This window comes from Synechococcus sp. PCC 6716 (assembly GCF_022570815.1).
GTDB lineage: Bacteria > Cyanobacteriota > Cyanobacteriia > Thermosynechococcales > Thermosynechococcaceae > Thermosynechococcus > Thermosynechococcus lividus.
Genome location: NZ_JAKLTU010000001.1, coordinates 502,709 through 520,894 on the forward strand (window position 1 = coordinate 502,709; position 18,186 = coordinate 520,894).

Annotated in this window: 17 protein-coding genes; 7 read left to right on the top strand and 10 right to left on the bottom strand. The window is 54.2% G+C overall.

Annotated elements, in window-relative coordinates:
* Window positions 1–275 precede the first annotated feature (275 nt).
* Complete coding sequence (locus L5220_RS02435; protein ID WP_099799738.1) at window positions 276–461, top strand: hypothetical protein; 186 nt, start codon at window positions 276–278, stop codon at window positions 459–461.
* A gap of 10 nt (window positions 462–471) precedes the next feature.
* Window positions 472–1,230 carry a dienelactone hydrolase family protein gene (locus tag L5220_RS02440; protein ID WP_499571336.1) on the top strand — a complete coding sequence of 253 codons (759 nt, stop codon included), beginning with the start codon at window positions 472–474 and terminating at the stop codon, window positions 1,228–1,230.
* Here the strand turns inward: L5220_RS02440 and L5220_RS02445 are convergent.
* The 4 genes from L5220_RS02445 to L5220_RS02460 form a co-directional block, all read right to left on the bottom strand.
* Window positions 1,227–2,723, bottom strand: coding sequence for a pyruvate kinase (locus tag L5220_RS02445; RefSeq protein WP_499571338.1), 1,497 nt, complete (start codon window positions 2,721–2,723; stop codon window positions 1,227–1,229). The genes L5220_RS02440 and L5220_RS02445 overlap by 4 nt on opposite strands.
* Window positions 2,724–2,890: 167 nt before the next feature.
* A complete protein-coding gene (locus L5220_RS02450) occupies window positions 2,891–3,493 on the bottom strand; it encodes a GIY-YIG nuclease family protein (protein ID WP_499571340.1) in 603 nt (200 codons plus the stop codon).
* Between the two features lie 10 nt (window positions 3,494–3,503).
* Window positions 3,504–4,016 (bottom strand): adenine phosphoribosyltransferase, encoded by a 513-nt coding sequence (locus tag L5220_RS02455; protein WP_099799965.1) that lies wholly within the window; start codon window positions 4,014–4,016, stop codon window positions 3,504–3,506.
* Window positions 4,017–4,106: 90 nt separating this feature from the next.
* Window positions 4,107–5,453 (bottom strand): NCS2 family permease, encoded by a 1,347-nt coding sequence (locus L5220_RS02460; protein ID WP_499571342.1) that lies wholly within the window; start codon window positions 5,451–5,453, stop codon window positions 4,107–4,109.
* Window positions 5,454–5,760: 307 nt separating this feature from the next.
* Here L5220_RS02460 and L5220_RS02465 point away from each other — a divergent pair, with 307 nt between their 5' ends.
* Genes L5220_RS02465 through L5220_RS02480 form a run of 4 tightly spaced genes read left to right on the top strand, consistent with a single transcriptional unit; the run spans window position 5,761 to window position 9,231 of the window.
* A complete protein-coding gene (locus L5220_RS02465) occupies window positions 5,761–7,404 on the top strand; it encodes a hypothetical protein (protein WP_499571344.1) in 1,644 nt (547 codons plus the stop codon).
* A gap of 17 nt (window positions 7,405–7,421) precedes the next feature.
* Window positions 7,422–8,201, top strand: coding sequence for a prepilin-type N-terminal cleavage/methylation domain-containing protein (locus L5220_RS02470; RefSeq protein WP_448514042.1), 780 nt, complete (start codon window positions 7,422–7,424; stop codon window positions 8,199–8,201).
* Window positions 8,179–8,688 carry a GspH/FimT family pseudopilin gene (locus tag L5220_RS02475; RefSeq protein ID WP_448524871.1) on the top strand — a complete coding sequence of 170 codons (510 nt, stop codon included), beginning with the start codon at window positions 8,179–8,181 and terminating at the stop codon, window positions 8,686–8,688. The genes L5220_RS02470 and L5220_RS02475 overlap by 23 nt, the downstream gene beginning before the upstream one ends.
* 33 nt (window positions 8,689–8,721) lie before the next feature.
* Window positions 8,722–9,231, top strand: a complete 510-nt coding sequence (locus L5220_RS02480; RefSeq protein ID WP_099799749.1) for a GspH/FimT family pseudopilin — start codon at window positions 8,722–8,724, stop codon at window positions 9,229–9,231.
* Window positions 9,232–9,263: 32 nt separating this feature from the next.
* Here the strand turns inward: L5220_RS02480 and L5220_RS02485 are convergent, their stop codons facing one another.
* On the bottom strand, window positions 9,264–10,430 hold the full coding sequence (locus tag L5220_RS02485; protein ID WP_499571454.1) for an RNA-guided endonuclease InsQ/TnpB family protein: 1,167 nt from the start codon (window positions 10,428–10,430) through the stop codon (window positions 9,264–9,266).
* Window positions 10,431–10,560: 130 nt separating this feature from the next.
* Between L5220_RS02485 and L5220_RS02490 the strand changes: the two genes are divergently transcribed.
* Window positions 10,561–11,220: a PulJ/GspJ family protein gene (locus L5220_RS02490; RefSeq protein ID WP_448514039.1), complete on the top strand. Its 660-nt coding sequence runs from the start codon at window positions 10,561–10,563 to the stop codon at window positions 11,218–11,220.
* Here L5220_RS02490 and alr read toward each other — a convergent pair.
* The 5 genes from alr to L5220_RS02515 form a co-directional block, all read right to left on the bottom strand.
* Complete coding sequence (gene alr, locus L5220_RS02495) at window positions 11,217–12,368, bottom strand: alanine racemase (protein WP_499571347.1); 1,152 nt, start codon at window positions 12,366–12,368, stop codon at window positions 11,217–11,219. The two genes, L5220_RS02490 and alr, sit on opposite strands and share 4 nt — an antisense overlap.
* A 194-nt stretch (window positions 12,369–12,562) precedes the next feature.
* Window positions 12,563–15,865: a tubulin-like doman-containing protein gene (locus L5220_RS02500; protein ID WP_499571349.1), complete on the bottom strand. Its 3,303-nt coding sequence runs from the start codon at window positions 15,863–15,865 to the stop codon at window positions 12,563–12,565.
* Window positions 15,866–16,006: 141 nt separating this feature from the next.
* The gene (locus tag L5220_RS02505) at window positions 16,007–16,528 is read right to left on the bottom strand and encodes a Jag family protein (protein ID WP_499571351.1); all 522 of its coding nucleotides are present in this window, start codon (window positions 16,526–16,528) and stop codon (window positions 16,007–16,009) included.
* 8 nt (window positions 16,529–16,536) lie between these two features.
* Window positions 16,537–17,739: a membrane protein insertase YidC gene (gene yidC, locus L5220_RS02510; RefSeq protein WP_448524877.1), complete on the bottom strand. Its 1,203-nt coding sequence runs from the start codon at window positions 17,737–17,739 to the stop codon at window positions 16,537–16,539.
* A 47-nt stretch (window positions 17,740–17,786) separates the two neighbouring features.
* Window positions 17,787–18,182, bottom strand: a complete 396-nt coding sequence (locus L5220_RS02515) for a PH domain-containing protein (RefSeq protein WP_376787950.1) — start codon at window positions 18,180–18,182, stop codon at window positions 17,787–17,789.
* Window positions 18,183–18,186: the final 4 nt, after the last annotated feature.

The following is an 18,186-nucleotide window of genomic DNA, read 5'->3' on the forward strand; positions in this document are numbered from 1 at the left end:
CCTTTGGGAGAGGGCTAGGGTGAGGGCACCAAAAGACTCAAACCCAAAAATCGTACTTCTATTTAGCTATTATTTAGCTATTCAGCAACGCCCAATATCTAATTAAATCGTTAAACATTTTTTGGTGATGAGCCATATGTGTGTGCCTCTTCGTTAATTGGCCTGTTGAAATCAATGGGGAATGAGTCATTCTGCCTCGCTTCTCAGCCAAAGGGGCTGAATTGCCCCAAGGGGGGGTTAAAGTAGGAGTGGTCTTTGAGATAGGTTATACATCTATGGATTTGCCCACTCTGCGCGATCGCCTACAGATCATTCTCAGTAAACGAGAGAGTCTGAAAATGCTGATGGAGCTTCCCGGTACTGGCACCATTAGTATTGACATCCAATCTGCTTTGGCGGAACTGGATGAACTGGTGAACGATATTAAACGTACCTTCCCAGACTTAGACATCTCTGCATAGGACGGCAGTCATGGCAGACATTACCAGTCGTTGGGTAAAAGTGGTCAATGGTGATTTGCTCATTGATGCCTACTTGGCGGCACCCACCGCCCCCGGATGCTACCCTGGTGTCATTGTGTTTCAGGAGATTTTTGGGGTTAATGCCCATATCCGAGATGTGACGGAACGAATTGCCCGTGAGGGCTATGTGGCGATCGCCCCAGCGTTGTACCAACGCTTTGCGCCGCAGTTTGAAACCGGTTACACCGCTGCTGACATTGACTTGGGGCGGCAGTACAAAAACCAAACGAAGGCCGATGAACTCCTCAGCGACACTCAGGCCACCATTGCTTACCTGAAAGGGTTAGAGGCAGTGAAAGGGGATGCCATTGGCACCATCGGCTTTTGCTTTGGCGGTCATGTGGCCTACCTAGTGGCTCAGTTACCCGACATCAAGGCCACTGCTGCGTTTTATGGCGCGGGCATTACCACCATGACTCCCGGTGGCGGCCTGCCCACCTTGGCCATAACCCCGAAAATTCGCGGGACGCTCTACGCCTTTTTTGGCGATCGCGATCAAAGTATTCCTATGGAGCAGGTTAAAGAGATTGAAAGGGCGCTGCACCACCATGGCATCCGCCATCACATTTTCATTTATCCGGCAGATCACGGCTTCTTTTGCGATCAGCGCGACAGTTACGATGCAGCGGCGGCTCACGATGCTTGGACGCAGGTGATGCACCTGTTTGAAACCGTGCTGAAAGCATCTACGGCTCCTGCCAAATCCTAGTAGCCAGGCGCACTGGGTTGCCAAGAGTGTAGGGCACGCAGTTGAGGCGTTTTCTTCTGTTGATGGGCTTCCATGCGAACCAGCACATCATCCAGCGTATCGACGGCTAAACCAACGTAGGGACCTTTGTTGAGCATGACGCACTCCGCCCGCTCTGCCATTGCCGCATCAGTCATTTCTGCGCGGGAGGGCACCCCTTTTTTAACCAAATTTTCTAAGACCTGAGTGGCCCAGATGACAGGGACGTGGGCAGCTTCGCACAACCAGAGGATTTCTTCTTGCATTTCCGCAAGCCGTTGATAGCCAATTTCAACGGCTAGATCGCCGCGGGCAATCATAATGCCAAAGGGTTGCTGCCCTGCGGCCTGCACTATGAGATCCGGCAGGGCACGGATGGCTTGGGGGGTTTCTATTTTGGCGATCATACCGAGCCGCTGAGCGCGATCGCCACAGCGTTGGGTAAGCTCTGACTGTAGGAGCGCAATGTCAGCCGCAGACTGCACGTAGGAGTAACCGATGAGGTCAGCCTCCTGAACAATTAGATCAAGGTGTTGGCGATCGCGATCAGTGAGGGGACACAACGACAGTTGGCTATCCGGGAAGTTAAAGCCTTTATCCGGTTTCAGGCGTTGGCCTTTTTTGCAATGGCTGAGGACTAGCTCAATCTCTTGCTCGTTTTTTGCCACAATCTGCCCGCCAATGTGGCCATCGTCCAGCCATACCCGATCGCCCACCTTAAGCTGGGGCAAAATTTCCGGTAGGGAGCACGTGATCTGAACAACACCCGCACGGGAGCGATCGATGTTGTAGCGCACGTAGAGGCGATCGCCCGGCTTGATCCGTGCCCCCTCAGGAAACACCTCTGCTACCCGGGGTTTTGGCCCGCCCAAATCCATCAGGATTTTACAGGGCTGGTTGGTGAGGCGCACCGCCGCCCGTAAATTTGCAATCATCGCCTGCCATGTGGCGGGGTCGTCGTGGGCACAGTTAATACGGGCGCAGTTCATCCCCTTGCGCAATAGGGTAATGCTCCACTGTGGATCTGTGGCAGCAATAGTTGGCAGCGTTACCATAATGCGTACATGGCGCTTGCCGCGGATCTCCCCGAAGAGTTCTTGGGTATGCTGGCGCAGTTGACGATCGCCCTCAAAAAAAGCTGCCAAGGGAGGTCGCGGAGGCAACCCCTGCTGAGAGTGGCACAGTGCCCCCAAGGTGTTAATGACCGCATCAAGGTTAGGCAGTACCCGCGCTTCAATGCGCCCCAAGGAGGATAACCCCCAAGGCATCAATGCCATTTGAATGGCACGCAGATCCCGCCAGCGCAAGGCCAAATAGTAAGCCAAATTCCGGGCACTTGGCAGAAACTGGGAACGGCGAATGTGGGGTTGCCAGCGCTGAAAGCGAGCCTCCCCTTCCTTAAACACCTCATGGCGTAAGTCTAAAAGACTCTGGAGTAAGGCGGTGGGTGCAATCGTTTGTGGCTCAGTCAGCATGAGTGCCTCCTGTGATGAATGCAATGGCAACCAACAACCACCGGCACGGAACGCATCTTATAAGCTTTTTGGTTGTGCAGGAAGAACAGCGTCTAGTCTTTCGATCGTTCCTCTATTTCTAAGTATATCTACTCCCTGCCAAGCTCCTTTTACAGTTCAGCAATATTTTACGATCCCCCCACAAAGGGGGTCTGCCAATACTGCCAGTTTTCCTTATTGAAGGGAGACTTCCAGTAGGTAATTAACTGCTGCTCTTGCTGTTGACGGTGTTTGCGGTTTGTCGGCGCAGAATAATCAAAGGCAACCCCCACTTCCACTGCTAATTGTTTTTGGCGATGGACAAACAAATAGTGTTGCACATAGCGCTTGCAGTCATGCTCCTGCTGCCAGCGATGCTGTCCACGTCCAGTTTCCCCCACGTACAGTAGTAGGGGGTAGGCATAGTCAATAACAAAGTAAAATGCCGGGCGATCGCCCCCTATCCTTTTTTGGCGCCAAAAGAGGGGGTTGTGCTGGGGCAGTGCCCACGGATCTACAATGAGGGCTGGATGCGCCTCGGCTACCGGAAATAAACTCGGTTGCTGTACTGCGTATCGCTGCTGCTGCTGGTAGGTGCGGATCGGCAGTTTCCACTGCTCAAGGGTGGCTAGGCTCAGCTCAAGGTTGCCGGTGCTGCTGTAGGTTCCCGCCGGCGATCGCAACCGCCATTGCTCCTGCGCCGAAAACAGCTCCCCCTGCTGCCCCTCTGCGGCAGGCAAGTTAGAGTGCATGACTCAGCACTTAATAGGTCACCAACGTCGTAATGGGAACATCAGGGAGCTTAGCACGCCCTCCCAAGTCCGCTAGCTCGACAATAAACGCAAAGCCGTGAAGCTCCGCTGAGGCCTGTGCCATTAACCCCGCTGCGGCGGCAGCTGTGCCCCCCGTAGCGATCAAATCATCCACAATCAGCACCCGTTGCCCCGGCTGAATCGCATCTTGGTGCATTTCTAGGCGATCGCTACCGTACTCTAGGGTATATTCCACGGAATACACAGGACGGCACAGCTTACCCGGTTTGCGCAGGGGAATAAACCCCGCTCCTAAGTGATAGGCCAAGGGTGCGCCAAAAATAAACCCTCGCGATTCAATGCCAGCCACATAGTCAAGGCCATCATGACGATGCTTTTCCACCAGTTGGTCAACCACATACCGCAGTCCCGCTTGATTTTGCAGCAGTGTTGTTAAATCCCGGAACAAAATACCGGGCTTTGGAAAATCCGGGACATCACGAATAAGGGATTTTAAGTCCATAGCACCTTTGGCCATCAATGCAGTCCAGAAGCATCCTACCCTAAATTTGACGGCCTGTGGTTGACACACCAGCGGCGTAACGCAAGAGCATCACCGCCAAAAATAGTGCCCCACAAAAACAACAGCCAACACCCAGAGGGCTGGGTGCACCTCGTTGGTTTTGCCGCTGGCCCACTTCACGAGAGGGTAGCTAATAAAGCCCACCGCTAACCCTTCGCTAATGGAATAACTCAGGGGCATCACAAGCATTACCAAAAAGGCTGGAATGGCCTCGGTTAAGTCTTGCCATGGAATCGCGCTGATCGATCGCACCATAAACACCCCCACCAACACTAAGGCTGGCGTAGTAGCAAAGGCTGGAATAGCGGTGGCGATCGGCAAAAACAGCAAAGACAGCACAAATAACCCACCAACCACAAGGGCCGTTAAGCCCGTCCGCCCGCCAATGGCAATCCCCGCTGCCGACTCAATGTAGGTGGTTACCGTGGAGGTGCCAAAGAGCGCCCCCACCACCGTGGCCACCGCATCCGCCATAAACGCGCCCAGCGATCGCGGCAGATGCCCTTGACGAGTCAGAAACCCCGCCTGCACACTCACCGCAGATAAGGTGCCCACCGTATCGAACAAATCGGTGAACAACAGCACCAAGGTCACCAACAAAAACGAACTCACCTGATGGGGGCGTAGCGACCCCAACCCCACCACGGCCTGACCAAACAAATGGGACGGCCAGCGCGGCCAGTCCACCAGCCCTGTCGGCCATGGCGCTGCGCCTACCATCCAGCCAACAACGGCGGTTGCCAATACCCCAAAAAAAATCGCTCCCTTGACCTCCCTAGCACAGAGCATCGCTGTCACCAACGTGCCTACTGCCCCCAAAATTGGCGGCCAAGCGCGAAATTGGGTCAGAGTGGTTTTAGTGACCGCATCCGGCACGATAATTTCGGCATTAGCCAAGCCAATATAGGCAATAAACAGCCCCACCCCCGCCGCGATCGCCACCTTCAGCGACACCGGAATCATATTCACCACTAGCGATCGCACCCCACTCAAGGTGAGCACAATAAAGATTACCCCCTCAAGCAAAACCGAACTCAACGCCAGCGGCCAAGGAATCTGCAATTGTTGCACCACCGCAAAGGCAAAAAAGGCATTGATCCCCATTCCCGGCGCCAGCGCCACTGGATAGTTTGCCCACAGCCCCATTAGAATACTGCCCACTGCCGCTGACACGGCCGTGGCAATAATCAACTCCCCCCGTAAGTCTTGGGGTTGCTGCAAAAAAATTGCACTCGAGAGAATTTGGGCATTCACCGGCAGAATGTAGGCCATCGTCAAAAACGTTGTCAGCCCCGCCAGCAACTCCGTCGAGAGGGTTGTTTTGGCGCGCTCAAGTTGAAACCACGTATCTAGCCGCAACTGCCACAGTCCCCGCACAATTGCCCCCTTACGCTTCCTGACGAATAGTTAACAGTTCTAAAGCAATGTTATGCAAACTTTAGGGTAGGCAAACGGCTTTGTTATAATTAGCGTAGCCTTTTGGTAAGGCTCAGAGAACCTGTGCTAAATCACACTTGTACTGTTAGCTTTTTTAATCGGCTTGGTTAAGTTCACCCTGCCTGTGGGGCATTATAAAAGCATCGTGTTAGGTCGTTAACTTGTGTTCAAGGCACATCACAGGATTCAACTCGCAGCTGGTATGGATACGACTGAACAGTAGTGTTGGCGTAAGAGGGTAACAATAATGACCATTAAAAAACTCCTTCGCACACTCTCACGGCGGTTGATGCATCCCCCCACAGGGCATCGGCGACGCTACCGCCAGCGCGGCTTTACCTTACCCTTAGTGCTGGGGATGGGGCTAATTATGATGGTGGTTGCCCTCACCCTCATTTCGCGATCGCAACTCGATGTCAGCACCGCTAGTTTACAAAAGCAAACCCAACAGGCCTTTGCTGTTGCCGAAGGTGGAATGGCACGCACCCTTGGCCTTCTCAATGGCAATTATCAAATTCTTTTACGACGTACCTACAACCCCGTCAACCCCAACACCAATCAACCCTATCTCATTAACCGTGCTGCCGATGCCAGCAAAGTGGGGCAACCCAACACCGCCGGCATTGCCGTAACCGCCGTCAACGAATGGACTGCCGCCAGCCTTGGGGATGCCGTACCTCCCTGCTTCACCCTCAATAACGTCACAGACATTCTCCTGAACGGTCAAATTGGCACCCCCGCTCAAGGCAACTACCGCATTTTGGCCTACCTTTACGACCAACCTACAGAAACTGGCCACTTGCTGATTGAAGGTCGCCTAGCCAACAACTCCCCCGCCAATGCCTACGTCCTCCAAAAAATGGTGATTACCGATCGCAATGTGCCCGCTAACTTTCCGGGGTTGCTTGCCCAAAGTATTAACTTGGGGAATAACGATGTCTTTGGCACCGTCAACGGTAACGTCATTTGTACCAACGCCAACAACTGTCAGGTGCCAGCCAGTCAATGCGTCAACGGCCAGCCCACTAACGCTGGCTTAAGGCAAGCTGTGGGTGCCCTTAATAACTCAATCATTGAAGGCACCATCGCCGTCAATAAAATTGAGTTGCCGCCCTTTCCTACGCCACCGCCTACGGTGAATCCATCAGGCAACCCACCTGTCAATGGGAATGTGCAGGCTCCCAACCCCTCAGACTTAAGAAACTTCCTCACGAGTCGAACCCAAAATGATGGTACCAACAGCAACGATCGCTATAGCCAAGGTGCTTACAACCTAGGGAATATTGGTGAGATGACCCTGCCGCGCCCCGACGATCGCCCCTACGTCGATACCAGCTTACCTGTGGGACATCCCGATAGGATTTACTACGCCTACAGGGTTCACAACATCAACCTCAGTGGCAACAACAACCTCACCATTAACACCAGCCGCTGGCCAGTGCGCCTGTTTGTCAGTGGGAACATCTCCCTGAGTGGTCAAGCCGGTATCCGCAATACCTGTAGCCCCAATAGCGACACCTGCGGCAGCGGTGCCAATATGGGGCTGCCCAGTGGGGTCGGCACCCCCGATCGCCTGCGCATCTACGGCAACCCACCGGATCCTAACAATGCGGTAACCGATCAGCAGTTTACCCTCAGTGGTGGCTCCACGGCGGGCAGCCTGTTTGTCTATGCTCCCGATGCACGGGTGGGCATCAACGGTGGCAGCAGCCAACCTGATATTTTCGGTGCGGTGTGGGCTAAAGAGTGGAACGGCTCCAACTCCAATAATGCCGAAATTTCCGTGCCCGATCGCCTGCCCGAAGCCCTTGGTGCAGCCTATCAAAACTCCTCGATTGTGGTGGCACGCACCACCGAAGCCAGTAACTGGAACCGCCTTGCGCAGTACTAAGTTGGAGATGTATGTTGATGACTCGCCCCTCTCCTTGGCAGCGAACCCTCTTGAGCAAAGGGTTTACCTTGGCCGAAGTCCTCGCCTCAATTCTTGTCATTAGCCTCTTTACCGTGGCGGCAATGCAGGCAGTGGTGGTAGCCGCCCTGTTCCAGTCCAACGCCCGCCGCTTTGCCGAAGCCAGCAACTGGATTCAAGACGACCTCGAAAACATTAAAATTGTTGCCTACGACCTCTGCCAGACTCGCTTTGCCCAGCGCAAGCTTGCCGCTCCTGCCCAAAATACCAACACCATCACCCTTGCCTTTATCCAACCCGGTGAGAACGACTACGATCAAGCCATGCCCCCTGAGTATCGCACCGGTGGCGCCTGCCCCTTTAGCTCGGTGACCGATGGCTTTCGGGTGGGGGATGAGCTTTTAATTGGCTCTGATGCAGGCACCAACCGCATTACCGCTATTTCTGGGAACACAATTACACTGGCAAACACCATTACCTCTTATCGGAGTGCAGGAACCCGCGTCTATGCCCGCTGCCGCGCAGGAGCGATCGAAGGCGGCTTTGCCGCCTATCTCCAGAGCTTACTGCCTCCTCTTGGCAGCAGCAGCGGTAATACCTCCACCGGAACACGCACGTTTATTAATGACACCTTTAGCATGTCCCGAACTGCCACTCGTCTTGCACCTGCCCCGTTTCAAACCCTAGAACTGGCCTACGTTGTCCGCGACAGCAATAACAATACCGTGGCGCAAGTCACAACCGAGGTGGTGCCCAATGCCTTTTTCCGTTGTCCGTAGAGTTCAGCAGGGGCTTACCCTGATTGAAATTTTAATTGTGATGGCGGTGGCTGCCGTTTTAGCGACCGCAGCAGCCCCCAGTTTTCAGTACTGGCTCGATACCCAGCGCATTAACCAAGAGCTAGAAAAACTAGAAGGTGCCCTCCGCGAAGCCCAACGGGAAGCCATGCGCCGCAACCAAGCCTGCCAAGTGGTCATTCCGGCAGGCAACAACCCCACGATTACCGGTAACCCCGCAGCATGCTTACCAACAGGACCACGGCAGCTTGAAAATGTGACCCTGCGACGCAGCAACACGATGGGTACGGTGCGCTTTGGGTTTCAGGGGCGCTCCGGTGCCGATGGCGTGGCGGTCATTTCCTTGAACCAAGTCCCCGGCCTCCAACGCTGCCTGCAAATTTCGCCCGGATTGGGGCTAATGCGAACGGGTGTCTATGCCGAGTCCGATACCAGCGGCACCAACCCTGCGAACTGTCGTGAACGGTGATTCTCAAGAATAGGGCTGCAAGAGGGGAGTGCAATGCTGCTGTTTGCTGGCCGTCCGCTAAATCGAGGCCTGACCCTAGTGGAAATGTTAGCGGTCTTTGCGGTTGTTGCAATTTTGATTGCCGTGGCGCTGCCCAGCTTTCAGTACTGGCTCGATACCCAGCGCGTTAACCAAGACTTAGAAAAACTGGCAGGTGCCCTCCGCGAAGCCCAACGGGAAGCCATGCGCCGTAACCAAACCTGCCATGTCACCATTCCCACAGGGTCTCAGCCCACCATTAGCGGTAACCCTGCCCATTGTTTGCCCATGGGCGCACGGCAGCTTGAGCATACTACCTTGCGCCGTGGTTCAGGGATGGCCACCGTCCGCTTTGGCTTCCAAGGGCGCGCCAGCACCAGTGGAACCACGGTCATTGCCCTCAACCGCAATCCTACGCTGCAACGTTGTTTGGTCATTGCCCCGGGCTTGGGGATCATGCGCACAGGGATTTATGCGCCTACCGATACCACAGGATATACATCTAGCAACTGTCGGACCTCATAACTAGCCATAGGAGCACAGAGAAGGCACGTAAACTACCCAACGCTTAGCTTAGCTAAAGCGTGGGCTTTATCCCAATCCCTAGCTGCCAGAGGGCAACTAAGTTTCGGAATTTCGGGCGTGTTTACAGTCGCCCCACGTAAGGAAATCACCACAGAAGCGTTATGGTCGGCATCCCCTTCCCACCCGCAATGCCCGCACTTGAACAACTTACCATTTCGGTAGGACTTACCCTGCTCAGGGTGGCTATGTAGACACCTGTGGCAGGTTTGCGATGTGTAGGCAGGCGGGACAAACACTACAGGCACTCCAGCAATTGCGGCTTTATAAGTTATGAAAGCACGCAACTGGTAGAACGCCCAGCTATTCGTTCTACGGCGCTCAGCTTTAGTGCGAGGTTTGTGGTTCAAGGACTCTCGAATACCCGTCAAGTCCTCAAGAGCCAATGCCGCACCGATAGCTTTAGCATCGCTAACCAAGGTTTTACTGATGTTGTGGTTCAGCCATACCTGATAGCGCCGTTCTCTCCCAGCGAGCCTACGAAGCAGTCGTCTGGACGACCTCGTGCGTTTGGATTGGACTTTAGCGCGTACACGGCTATACCGATCACGGACAGATTGGATAGGTTTCCCACTCCAAGAGTGTCCATTGCTGGCGGTGGCAATATCCCTTCTACCCAAATCCACCCCAATCACTTTTGGTGTTTTGCCAGTCGGAGGGGTATCTATATCAACAGCGATGTTGATGTAATAGTCCCCTTGTCTGGTCTTGATCAGGGTAGCACTGGTAGGTTTTTGCCCCCGCAACAGGGCGATCTGATAACCGCCAATCTTGAGCTTGAGTTGAACCCGTCCACACATCAGCGTCACGCCAACAGTTTGATCGGATTCTCGGTACCTGAAAGTACGCACATCCAAGCTCAAGCTGGTGGGGCGGAACTTGTGGACTTGTTTCACTGCCTTGGCATTGCCGATAACACGGCGGATTGCCTGACAGACATGGTTAGCCTTCAAGCCAGTTGCTGCTCTCACTGTCTTATAAACCAAGTGATGCAGCTTAGTAGTGTTCCAGCACTTTTCCCGTTTGGCGGTATCAAAAATCTGGTTGCAAGCATCAGCAAACCCCTGCAAAGTGCGGTCAATTTCTGCCCGCATCTCTTCGGGGACTATCAGCTTGCAACGCACCGATATAGTCTGGCTCATAGACTTATTATGGCTCATCTGCAGCAAATATACTACACTATACTTAAGCTATATGGAGGCGGGCTTTCCTCCCGACACTCACGCTCTTGCGTAGAGCGCGGGTCTCCAGCCCGAAAATTTGATGAAATTGATGATCAAGGGGTGGCACCACACTCACACTGGCTTTACGCTCACCGAACTGTTAGTGGCGGCACTCATCGGTGGGATTGCGGTTACTATGGCCGGCTGGGGGATGGTGGCACTGCTGCAAAATAACCAGCGAGTTGAGGAGCAGGCCACCACCCGCATGAACCTCAGTCGCGCCCTCGACTTTATTTCTGACGATATCCGCTCTGCTATTAAGGTCTCCACCACTGCGCCATCGGGTTGGACAACGCCTAGCGGCTACAACTTGGTCATGTTTATTGAGAAGCCAGCGGACAACCTCGAAGAGCAAGAGGATGGTACCCTTGCCAGTACACCCCAAGTGGCCTACTACACCCGTGCTAAAACTTCTGGCATCAATTGGCGCGGCCCGATGATCCTCTACCGCCAAAAGGGGTCAGGGAATGTTGCCCAAGGGAACCCCCAAGCCCTCATTGATGGCATTGCCGACACCAGCCCCAATTGCAGCAGCAACCTCACGGGAGCCGTTGATAGTGGCACGAGTAAGGGGGGCTTCCGGGTGTTTGTGCAGCACCAGCGCAACGTCAAGCTGTGCATTGCCGGTCTCGTCATGCCAACAAACACCATTTACCAAACAGAAACCCTCGCTGCTGTGCGCTCTGGCTCAGCTACTCCTACTCCCTAGTCCACGGGAATGCGGGGCAAGCGATTCTTAAAGCCACAGAGAATTTCCCACGGGATGGTGCCAAGGGTTTGCGCCCATGTATCTACCGTCAGGCAATCGTTCCCATCGTCCCCCAAGAGGGTGACAATGTCTCCTTCCTGCAACCCCTCAAGATCGCTGACATCGATCATCAGCTGATCCATCGTGATGGCACCCACTTGGCGAACTCGCCTACCTTGTACGAGTACCTCCAGTCGGTTGGAGAGCAACCGAGGCACACCGTCGGCATAGCCAATGCCAACAACGGCAATTTTCATAGGCTTGGGGGCAATGAACTGATGCCCGTAGCTGATGCCTGCCCCAGCAGGAATCTCTTTAATGAGGGTGATGCGGGCACGAACCTGCATCACGGGCCGCAACGATACGGTTTGGCGCAGATGCGCTGCGGGATAGACCCCGTATAGGCTTAACCCCACCCGCACAAGATCGTAATGGCTAGCGGGGTTCCCTAAGGTGGCTGCCGAGTTGGCTATGTGGCAGCGCACGTTCCCTAAGCCTAGGGTTTTCAGTTCCCCAACCACCTGCTCAAAGGCCGCTTGCTGTTGCAGCATTAGGGTGGGGTCAGGATCATCGGCACTGGCAAAGTGGGAGTACAGCCCCTGAATCCGCAGGTGGGGCAGCCGTTGCACAAATTGGACAAATCCCACGGCATCTTGCCATGAACAGCCCAGCCGTCCCATGCCGGTATCAATCATCAATTGCACATCCAGCGGTTCCTGCAAATGATCCGCATAGTCTGAGAAAATTAAGGCTTGCTTAGGGGTAGAAAGGGTGGGCTGCAACTGCCACTGCGCCATCATTTGCACCTGTACCGGCAGGTTCACCGATCCCAGCACTAAAATGGGGGCGCTAATGCCTGCTTGCCGCAGTGCGATTCCTTCGGGGATGGTGGCCACCCCTAACTCTGTTGCACCGTTGGCTAACACCGTTTGCGCCACAATAACGGCACCGTGACCGTAGGCATCTGCCTTCACCACCGCTAAAAGACCGGTGTTGGGGTCTAACCATTGCCGCAATTGCTGGGTGTTGGCCGCTAATGCGGCCACGTCGATCTCAATCCATGCCCGCTCACACTCGTGGGAACTGGTGAGCCGCTCTTGACTTAGCATTCTGTTTCTGTCCTCACACCCTAAACCATGGGTTGGTGTCAATAACCTAGGGTTATCTCAATCCTATGCATTTTAGTTCAATCTCCTTCGGTTGAGTTCCCCGTTTGCTTACAGCGCAGAGGATGCAATGCCCGTGCTCTATCCGACGGCGTGAGGGTTGGGCTGTCGGCCAAAGGCCAGCAAGCCGCGTCACACTAAAGTCCTAAAAGTTTACGTTTAGCGGCCTGAAACTCTGCCTCCGAGAGCAGCCCCTTCTCGTACATCGCCATTAACTGCTGAAGCTGATCTAAGCCTGTGGAACTGGTGTTTGTAGCAGTCGAATCTGGTTTCGATTCGGCTGTAACAGTTACTGGGGTGCTCACAGAAAGGGTTCCGAGGCGGTGTCTCTGAATGATCTCCTGTAGGGTTGCCGCTTCTCGCTTATACTCGAGGCTATCGCGCCCGCCCACTTTTTGTAGATCCTGCTCGCGCTGTTTTAGGTAGGCCATGAGGTGCTCGTACAGTCCCTGCTTTTGAGCAGGGGTTTCGGCGGCATTGAGGATGACGGTCACTTGGCGTTGAATTTCTTCGAGGTCTGGGCGACAGGCTTGCACTTCCAGCACTTGGGTGACTTCTTCCCAGTTGGCGGCAATATCCACATCCTCTAGGCCAACGGCAGTATGGCGGCTGTAGCGGATGGTGGCTTCGCGGGTGGCACGGTTCTCTGCGGGTTTGAGCACTGCCAAGGCGCGGGCAATGATGACGAGTTTGAGAATTTGTGGGTTTTCGGGAAATACATCCCAAAAGGGCGGGTCTTTTTGGAGGTGGACAGGAATGGGTAAATCGCGGTTTTCACCCCGTAGGCGTGCCCGCTTGGCGCTAATCATTTGTCCGCGCCAATCTTGGTAGGACTGCCGCAGTTCTGACATTCCTTCAATACAGCGCAGGGAAAAGCCACCCATTTCTTGGACAAAGACGATGCGGTGACGTTCGCGATCGCCCAAGGGCTTGATGTCATCACTGGTAATACTTTGACCACTGGGCTTGACCAAGTTTTTCAGGAGGGGGATGAGTTTTTGGGCAGCTACATCTGTGGTATTTTCACCGCCAACAATAGCAATGTTGGTGTTGACCGAAGGGGTAAACCCCGCATCCCGGCCACTCATCACCGCCTGGGACAGGATCAGCAGCGGCTTTGATTTTTGGTACGCCAAACGCAGGGCGCTAAGAATCTCTGCTTCATCGTTGCGGTAGAACTGAAAGAGGCGATCGCCCGCGGTAAGCTCACGGACAAGACGGCTCTCTGCTGGGGCATTTTGGAGGGTGCGCCGCAGGGTTTCATGGATAATCTCGCGCAGATCGCTCTGTTGCACCTCCGCAAGTTGCGCCAGATCCAGCAGGCGCATCACTTCGTTGGTTGCACGGTTATCTTTCCACAGGGGACTGGCCTCCTGCAAAATCGTTGCCGCCGCCGTGGTACACACATGGTTCAGGCCAAGGGTAAACGACGATTGCACGCCGGTGTTAGCACCCGCAAAGCGCTCCATCAGATCCTGATAGAGGCCGTTAAGGTCTTGGCGATCGTAGAGCTTAATGCCATTAATGCGCAGGGCATCGGCACTATCGGCTTGACTATCGGCAAGGGTTTTGAAGACATCGCGGGTGCTCATCAAGCGTTGAGTGAGCGTCGCTAGTTGCGCATCCATGCGTTGCAGCCATTCCTCCAGTTTGGCCATGACCTCCAAGGCAAGGGTGCGCGCTTTGCGCTGAATGGTCGCACTCAAGGCTCCTTCAATGCCTTCGAGTGCCTGCTGGCAAAATTCCTCCATTTTTGCCTGTTTCGAGAGACCAAAGAGGTTGGCGTAGTGGCGTATATCCTGAAGAGCGTTTTCGTACTGGCGTTGGCGGTTGATTTCGTTGGGCTGCCACGTTTGTTCAAGTTCACGACGATACTTTTCGGCTTGATTGGTAAAAATTTGCCGGATTTGCGTCAGAACTGCATTTGCAAACTTGAGGCCACGATTGCGATCCTCAACGATGCGGTAGAACTCCTCCTCAAGGCTTTGGCGCACCTGCTGAATGAGTTTATTGCGGTTATCGTACATGCGCTGCAAAAAGTCTCCGTGCAGCCGCTCGTCAGGCCCTAAATCCCGCAGGTGGGCTGCTCGATAGTTATCGACTTCTTCGGTGAGCCATGGCACAAACTGTAAAATCTTGCCTTTTTCGCTCCCCATCATGCCGCCTACCCCCTGTTGGGTACATTCAAGGCGATTGTCGCGGCTAATTTGATTGCGCAGATCGTTCACCCAGCGGGAAATTTCCTGCATATAGGGGCGATCGCCCGCCGCCGCCAGCGCTAAGACCAAATCCATATCCAACAGATTCATGGGCTTGAGCAGTGTTTGGGTGAGTTCGAGTAACTGCGGTGGCAACTGCACAGACTCATTCAGCCACCAGTTCATGAAATCTTGGCACAGACGATAGGTCAACGAGGCGCGAATTTGGGCAATGGGAATCTCGATGCTGGAGAGGCCAAAGGCCATAAAGCTTTTGGGGTAGCCCCGTCCCCCAGCATCTTGGGCGGCCCAGGCGGCTTTAATATTGTCGCGAATCGAGCGTTTGTGGGGGGCAAAGTCGGAGGTGAGATCCAAAAAGATGTTTTGGGCAATCATTTCGCGAATCTCGTCCAGCTTGAATTCGCTCTCGCCGTTTTTGGTGCCCACCAGATAGGTAAAGTCAAAGGGGGGCGAGGTATAGCGGACTTCATCCCCAAGACTGCTACTAAACTGAGCGACGTACTCGGTTCGGTAGTCGGCAAAATAGCTCAATTCCATGAGTGCTGCATAGCCGTTCGCCAAGACGCGATCGCCGACGCTAATGCCAGCAAAGGCATTGGGCATCGGCATAATCCCAGTCACGAGGGGGCTAGCCTGACCTTTGAGCCAGTGGCGGGTACAGTAGCCCAGATCAATGAGCATGCCACTGCCGGTGCCGCCGGAGAGCGATCCGGTAATAAACACATTTAAGCTGCTGTTGTTGACCTTGAGGCCATAGCGCTGTTGCATCAGGGCTTCATGACCTTTGACGCGATCGCTGGCAGCCTGAAACTTTTGCTGAATGGCATGGTAGTTGCAAAAGAAGGCAAAGCGACCACAGGCGCGAATTTGACCGGCTCCCGCTTCGAGGGCAGTAATGTTGCGCTCTAGCTCCTTGGGAAACCACGAGCCAATCCACGGATAATTCTCGAGGTTTTGAAGAATTTGCTGGACGTTTTTGCCGCTGACGCTTGCCCAGTGTTTCTCGTTATCTTTGAGGGGTGAACCAGCCGCCAGTGGATTACTGACTTTATAGTCGCGATCGGTATCAATCGCCAAAAAACTAATGACCGGAAACTGCTTGAGACTGCCGTAGGTCTCCTCCACTAAGCGCCGCACCCGCGATAGGACTTCAATACCCGTGCCCCCAACCCCAACGATGACGGTTGGCACAATCGACTTCTCGTCTACTTGAGCAGGCATAGTTGTTAGCCCCTGTGTCCGTTGCTCCTATCCTAGCAACTCGCACCTGATGTGCTCCCCACGCTTAAAGGCAGGGGATTCTTCTAGCCTCACAGCTTAGAATGACTGGTTCACCGACAACACTTCAAGCAAAGCAGTTTCCTACGCCAACGGAAGAGCGCGGGGCTCCTGCTGCTTTAGCTGAACCACGAGACGGCGATCGGGCTCTTCGCCATGGCTAAAGGTTTCGAGGCGATCGCTCAGGGTTTTCACTAGCGTATGCACCACCCGCCGCTCCGCCGCAGTCAAAGACTGGATTTCAACTGTTTGCCCTGTTTCGAGCACTTGCCGTGCCACCTGCTGCGCAATCTCCTGAAGTTGCGCATAGCGAGCCTTGCGATACCCAGCTAGCTCCAGCGTAAAGGCCGTTTGCGCCTCCCGTGGCTGCCCTAAGTTTGAGGTTGCATTGAGGAGATACTGCAGTGCATCAAGGGCTTGGGCATTATTGGCAAGGAGTGCGTCCACCTGTTCGCGACTCAGACCGTTATCTTGAATTTCCAGCCAATGCCCCGTCGCCACCTCTGCCAATGGCGACGGAATCGCCGTCACGGTGGTCTTGAACCCCCCTAAGGCAAGCACATTCTCTAGCCACACTCGACCAGCCGCAATAGGATCATCCGTCATTGGCGATCTCAACTCGAAGGATTACGCTTAGCCTTGGTGGGCTTGACTCCTTTCGCTCCCTTCGCTTCAAAGGGTAAAGACCCGCGATTTTTCATCGCTTCGCTGCGCTCTTGCTCCTCAACCAGCTTTTGAATGTTCTCCGGCAGTGGTTCTTGTTGCAGGATAAAGGTTTGCACCGTTTGGAAGATATTGGCAATCAGCATATACAGCAGCACCCCCGCAGGCAGTGGGAAAAACAGGAACATGCCTGAGAAAATAATTGGGGTGAGCTGGTTCACGGTTTGTTGCTGCGGATTCCCCGTACTACCTTGACCCGAAAGGAGTTGGTTGACGTAGAGGCTGACCCCAAACCCCAGAATCATAATGAGGATATCCCAGTGAATCGCCCCCCAATTGATCTGGCGAGTGCCATCGGGCAGGGTGGAAATCAGTTCACTATCGATAGCACCCACATGGCCAAGGGCAGAGATAAACAAAAATCCTTTGTCTGCGGCAATGCCGGGAATCGTTCCCTGCACCGTAATATCCCCCGGTTGCAGGGCGTGCAGGTGTCCTTGCGCATCCACCGTTGCCCGCTCTTGACCTCGGATAATTTGCCAGCGCGGTTGCAGGTGGCTGTTGGGATAGGCTTGCGCAAGCTCGGTAAACGGTTTGCCATCCTTGGTTTGAAATAGGAGATCAACGTCTTGGCCGACCCCTATTTTGTTTCCCACCGGCACAACAGCCTGCACCGGAAAATGAACCCCTTCATCGACGTAGATATTCTGGGGCTTAGTGGCAAAGGGTTGGACTTGGGTAATCTGCTCCGGTGGCACAATTTGCAGGTTCACTTGGTAGTTCACATCTGCAAAGGGGGAGCCGCGCAACGTTGCAAACAGAGCAAACAGAATCGGTAGCTGCAACAGAAGCGGAAAGCACCCCGCCAAAGGATTGCCAAACTCTTTATAGACCTCTGCCATCGCCTGCTGCTGCTCTGCGGGCTTATCTTTATACTTTTGTTGGATTTCTTGCATCCGCTTTTGCATGATGGGCTGCACGACCTTCATGCGCCGCATGTTGCGAATCGACCCCGCACTCAGGGGATACACCGCAAAGCGAATGACTAAAGTCAGCGCGACAATGGCCAAGCCATAGCTAGGCACAATCCCGTAGAAAAAATCGAGGATTGGCAGCATGACATTGTTGGAAAGGAAACCGATACCGAAATCCATGGAATCCTGCGGCTATGGGTGAACAGTTAACAGAACCATATTAGGGGCTAAGAACCAATCGCGCCACTCACCTGTTTGGCAGCGGGATTCAGCTTGGTGGAAATGAAGTCGTAAATTTCCCGAAAACGTGGAATGGCACGCATTTCAAGGCGGCTGCCGTCTTTGAGGGTGACCACCATGTCTCCATAGGCACCCCAACCCCGTGGCACGGTGACCACTTTTGTGATTTCACTGTAGATAACATCGGAGCGATCGCGCCCCATCCAGCCACCAATGACGGTAATTCGCCGGTTGGTAATGCGATACCGGAGCCAGAGGGCACGAACCACTGCCCCGGCGGTGAGGGGTAAACAAATGACTGTTAACCCCAGTAACAGGTTAATTGCCAAATCCCCCCAGTGGGGGCCACCTTCGTAAAATACCTCTTCTGTAATCCCCGGCATTGCG

Coding starts and splice junctions, on each gene's coding strand:
- L5220_RS02435 (WP_099799738.1), top strand. CDS start 276: ATGGATTTGCCCACTCTGCGCGATCGCCTACAGATCATTCTCAGTAAA.
- L5220_RS02450 (WP_499571340.1), bottom strand. CDS start 3,493: ATGCACTCTAACTTGCCTGCCGCAGAGGGGCAGCAGGGGGAGCTGTTT.
- L5220_RS02480 (WP_099799749.1), top strand. CDS start 8,722: ATGCTGCTGTTTGCTGGCCGTCCGCTAAATCGAGGCCTGACCCTAGTG.
- alr (WP_499571347.1), bottom strand. CDS start 12,368: ATGCTAAGTCAAGAGCGGCTCACCAGTTCCCACGAGTGTGAGCGGGCA.
- yidC (WP_448524877.1), bottom strand. CDS start 17,739: ATGGATTTCGGTATCGGTTTCCTTTCCAACAATGTCATGCTGCCAATC.
- L5220_RS02505 (WP_499571351.1), bottom strand. CDS start 16,528: ATGACGGATGATCCTATTGCGGCTGGTCGAGTGTGGCTAGAGAATGTG.
- L5220_RS02455 (WP_099799965.1), bottom strand. CDS start 4,016: ATGGACTTAAAATCCCTTATTCGTGATGTCCCGGATTTTCCAAAGCCC.
- L5220_RS02470 (WP_448514042.1), top strand. CDS start 7,422: ATGACTCGCCCCTCTCCTTGGCAGCGAACCCTCTTGAGCAAAGGGTTT.
- L5220_RS02500 (WP_499571349.1), bottom strand. CDS start 15,865: ATGCCTGCTCAAGTAGACGAGAAGTCGATTGTGCCAACCGTCATCGTT.
- L5220_RS02465 (WP_499571344.1), top strand. CDS start 5,761: ATGACCATTAAAAAACTCCTTCGCACACTCTCACGGCGGTTGATGCAT.
- L5220_RS02440 (WP_499571336.1), top strand. CDS start 472: ATGGCAGACATTACCAGTCGTTGGGTAAAAGTGGTCAATGGTGATTTG.
- L5220_RS02445 (WP_499571338.1), bottom strand. CDS start 2,723: ATGCTGACTGAGCCACAAACGATTGCACCCACCGCCTTACTCCAGAGT.
- L5220_RS02485 (WP_499571454.1), bottom strand. CDS start 10,430: ATGAGCCAGACTATATCGGTGCGTTGCAAGCTGATAGTCCCCGAAGAG.
- L5220_RS02475 (WP_448524871.1), top strand. CDS start 8,179: ATGCCTTTTTCCGTTGTCCGTAGAGTTCAGCAGGGGCTTACCCTGATT.
- L5220_RS02490 (WP_448514039.1), top strand. CDS start 10,561: ATGATCAAGGGGTGGCACCACACTCACACTGGCTTTACGCTCACCGAA.
- L5220_RS02515 (WP_376787950.1), bottom strand. CDS start 18,182: ATGCCGGGGATTACAGAAGAGGTATTTTACGAAGGTGGCCCCCACTGG.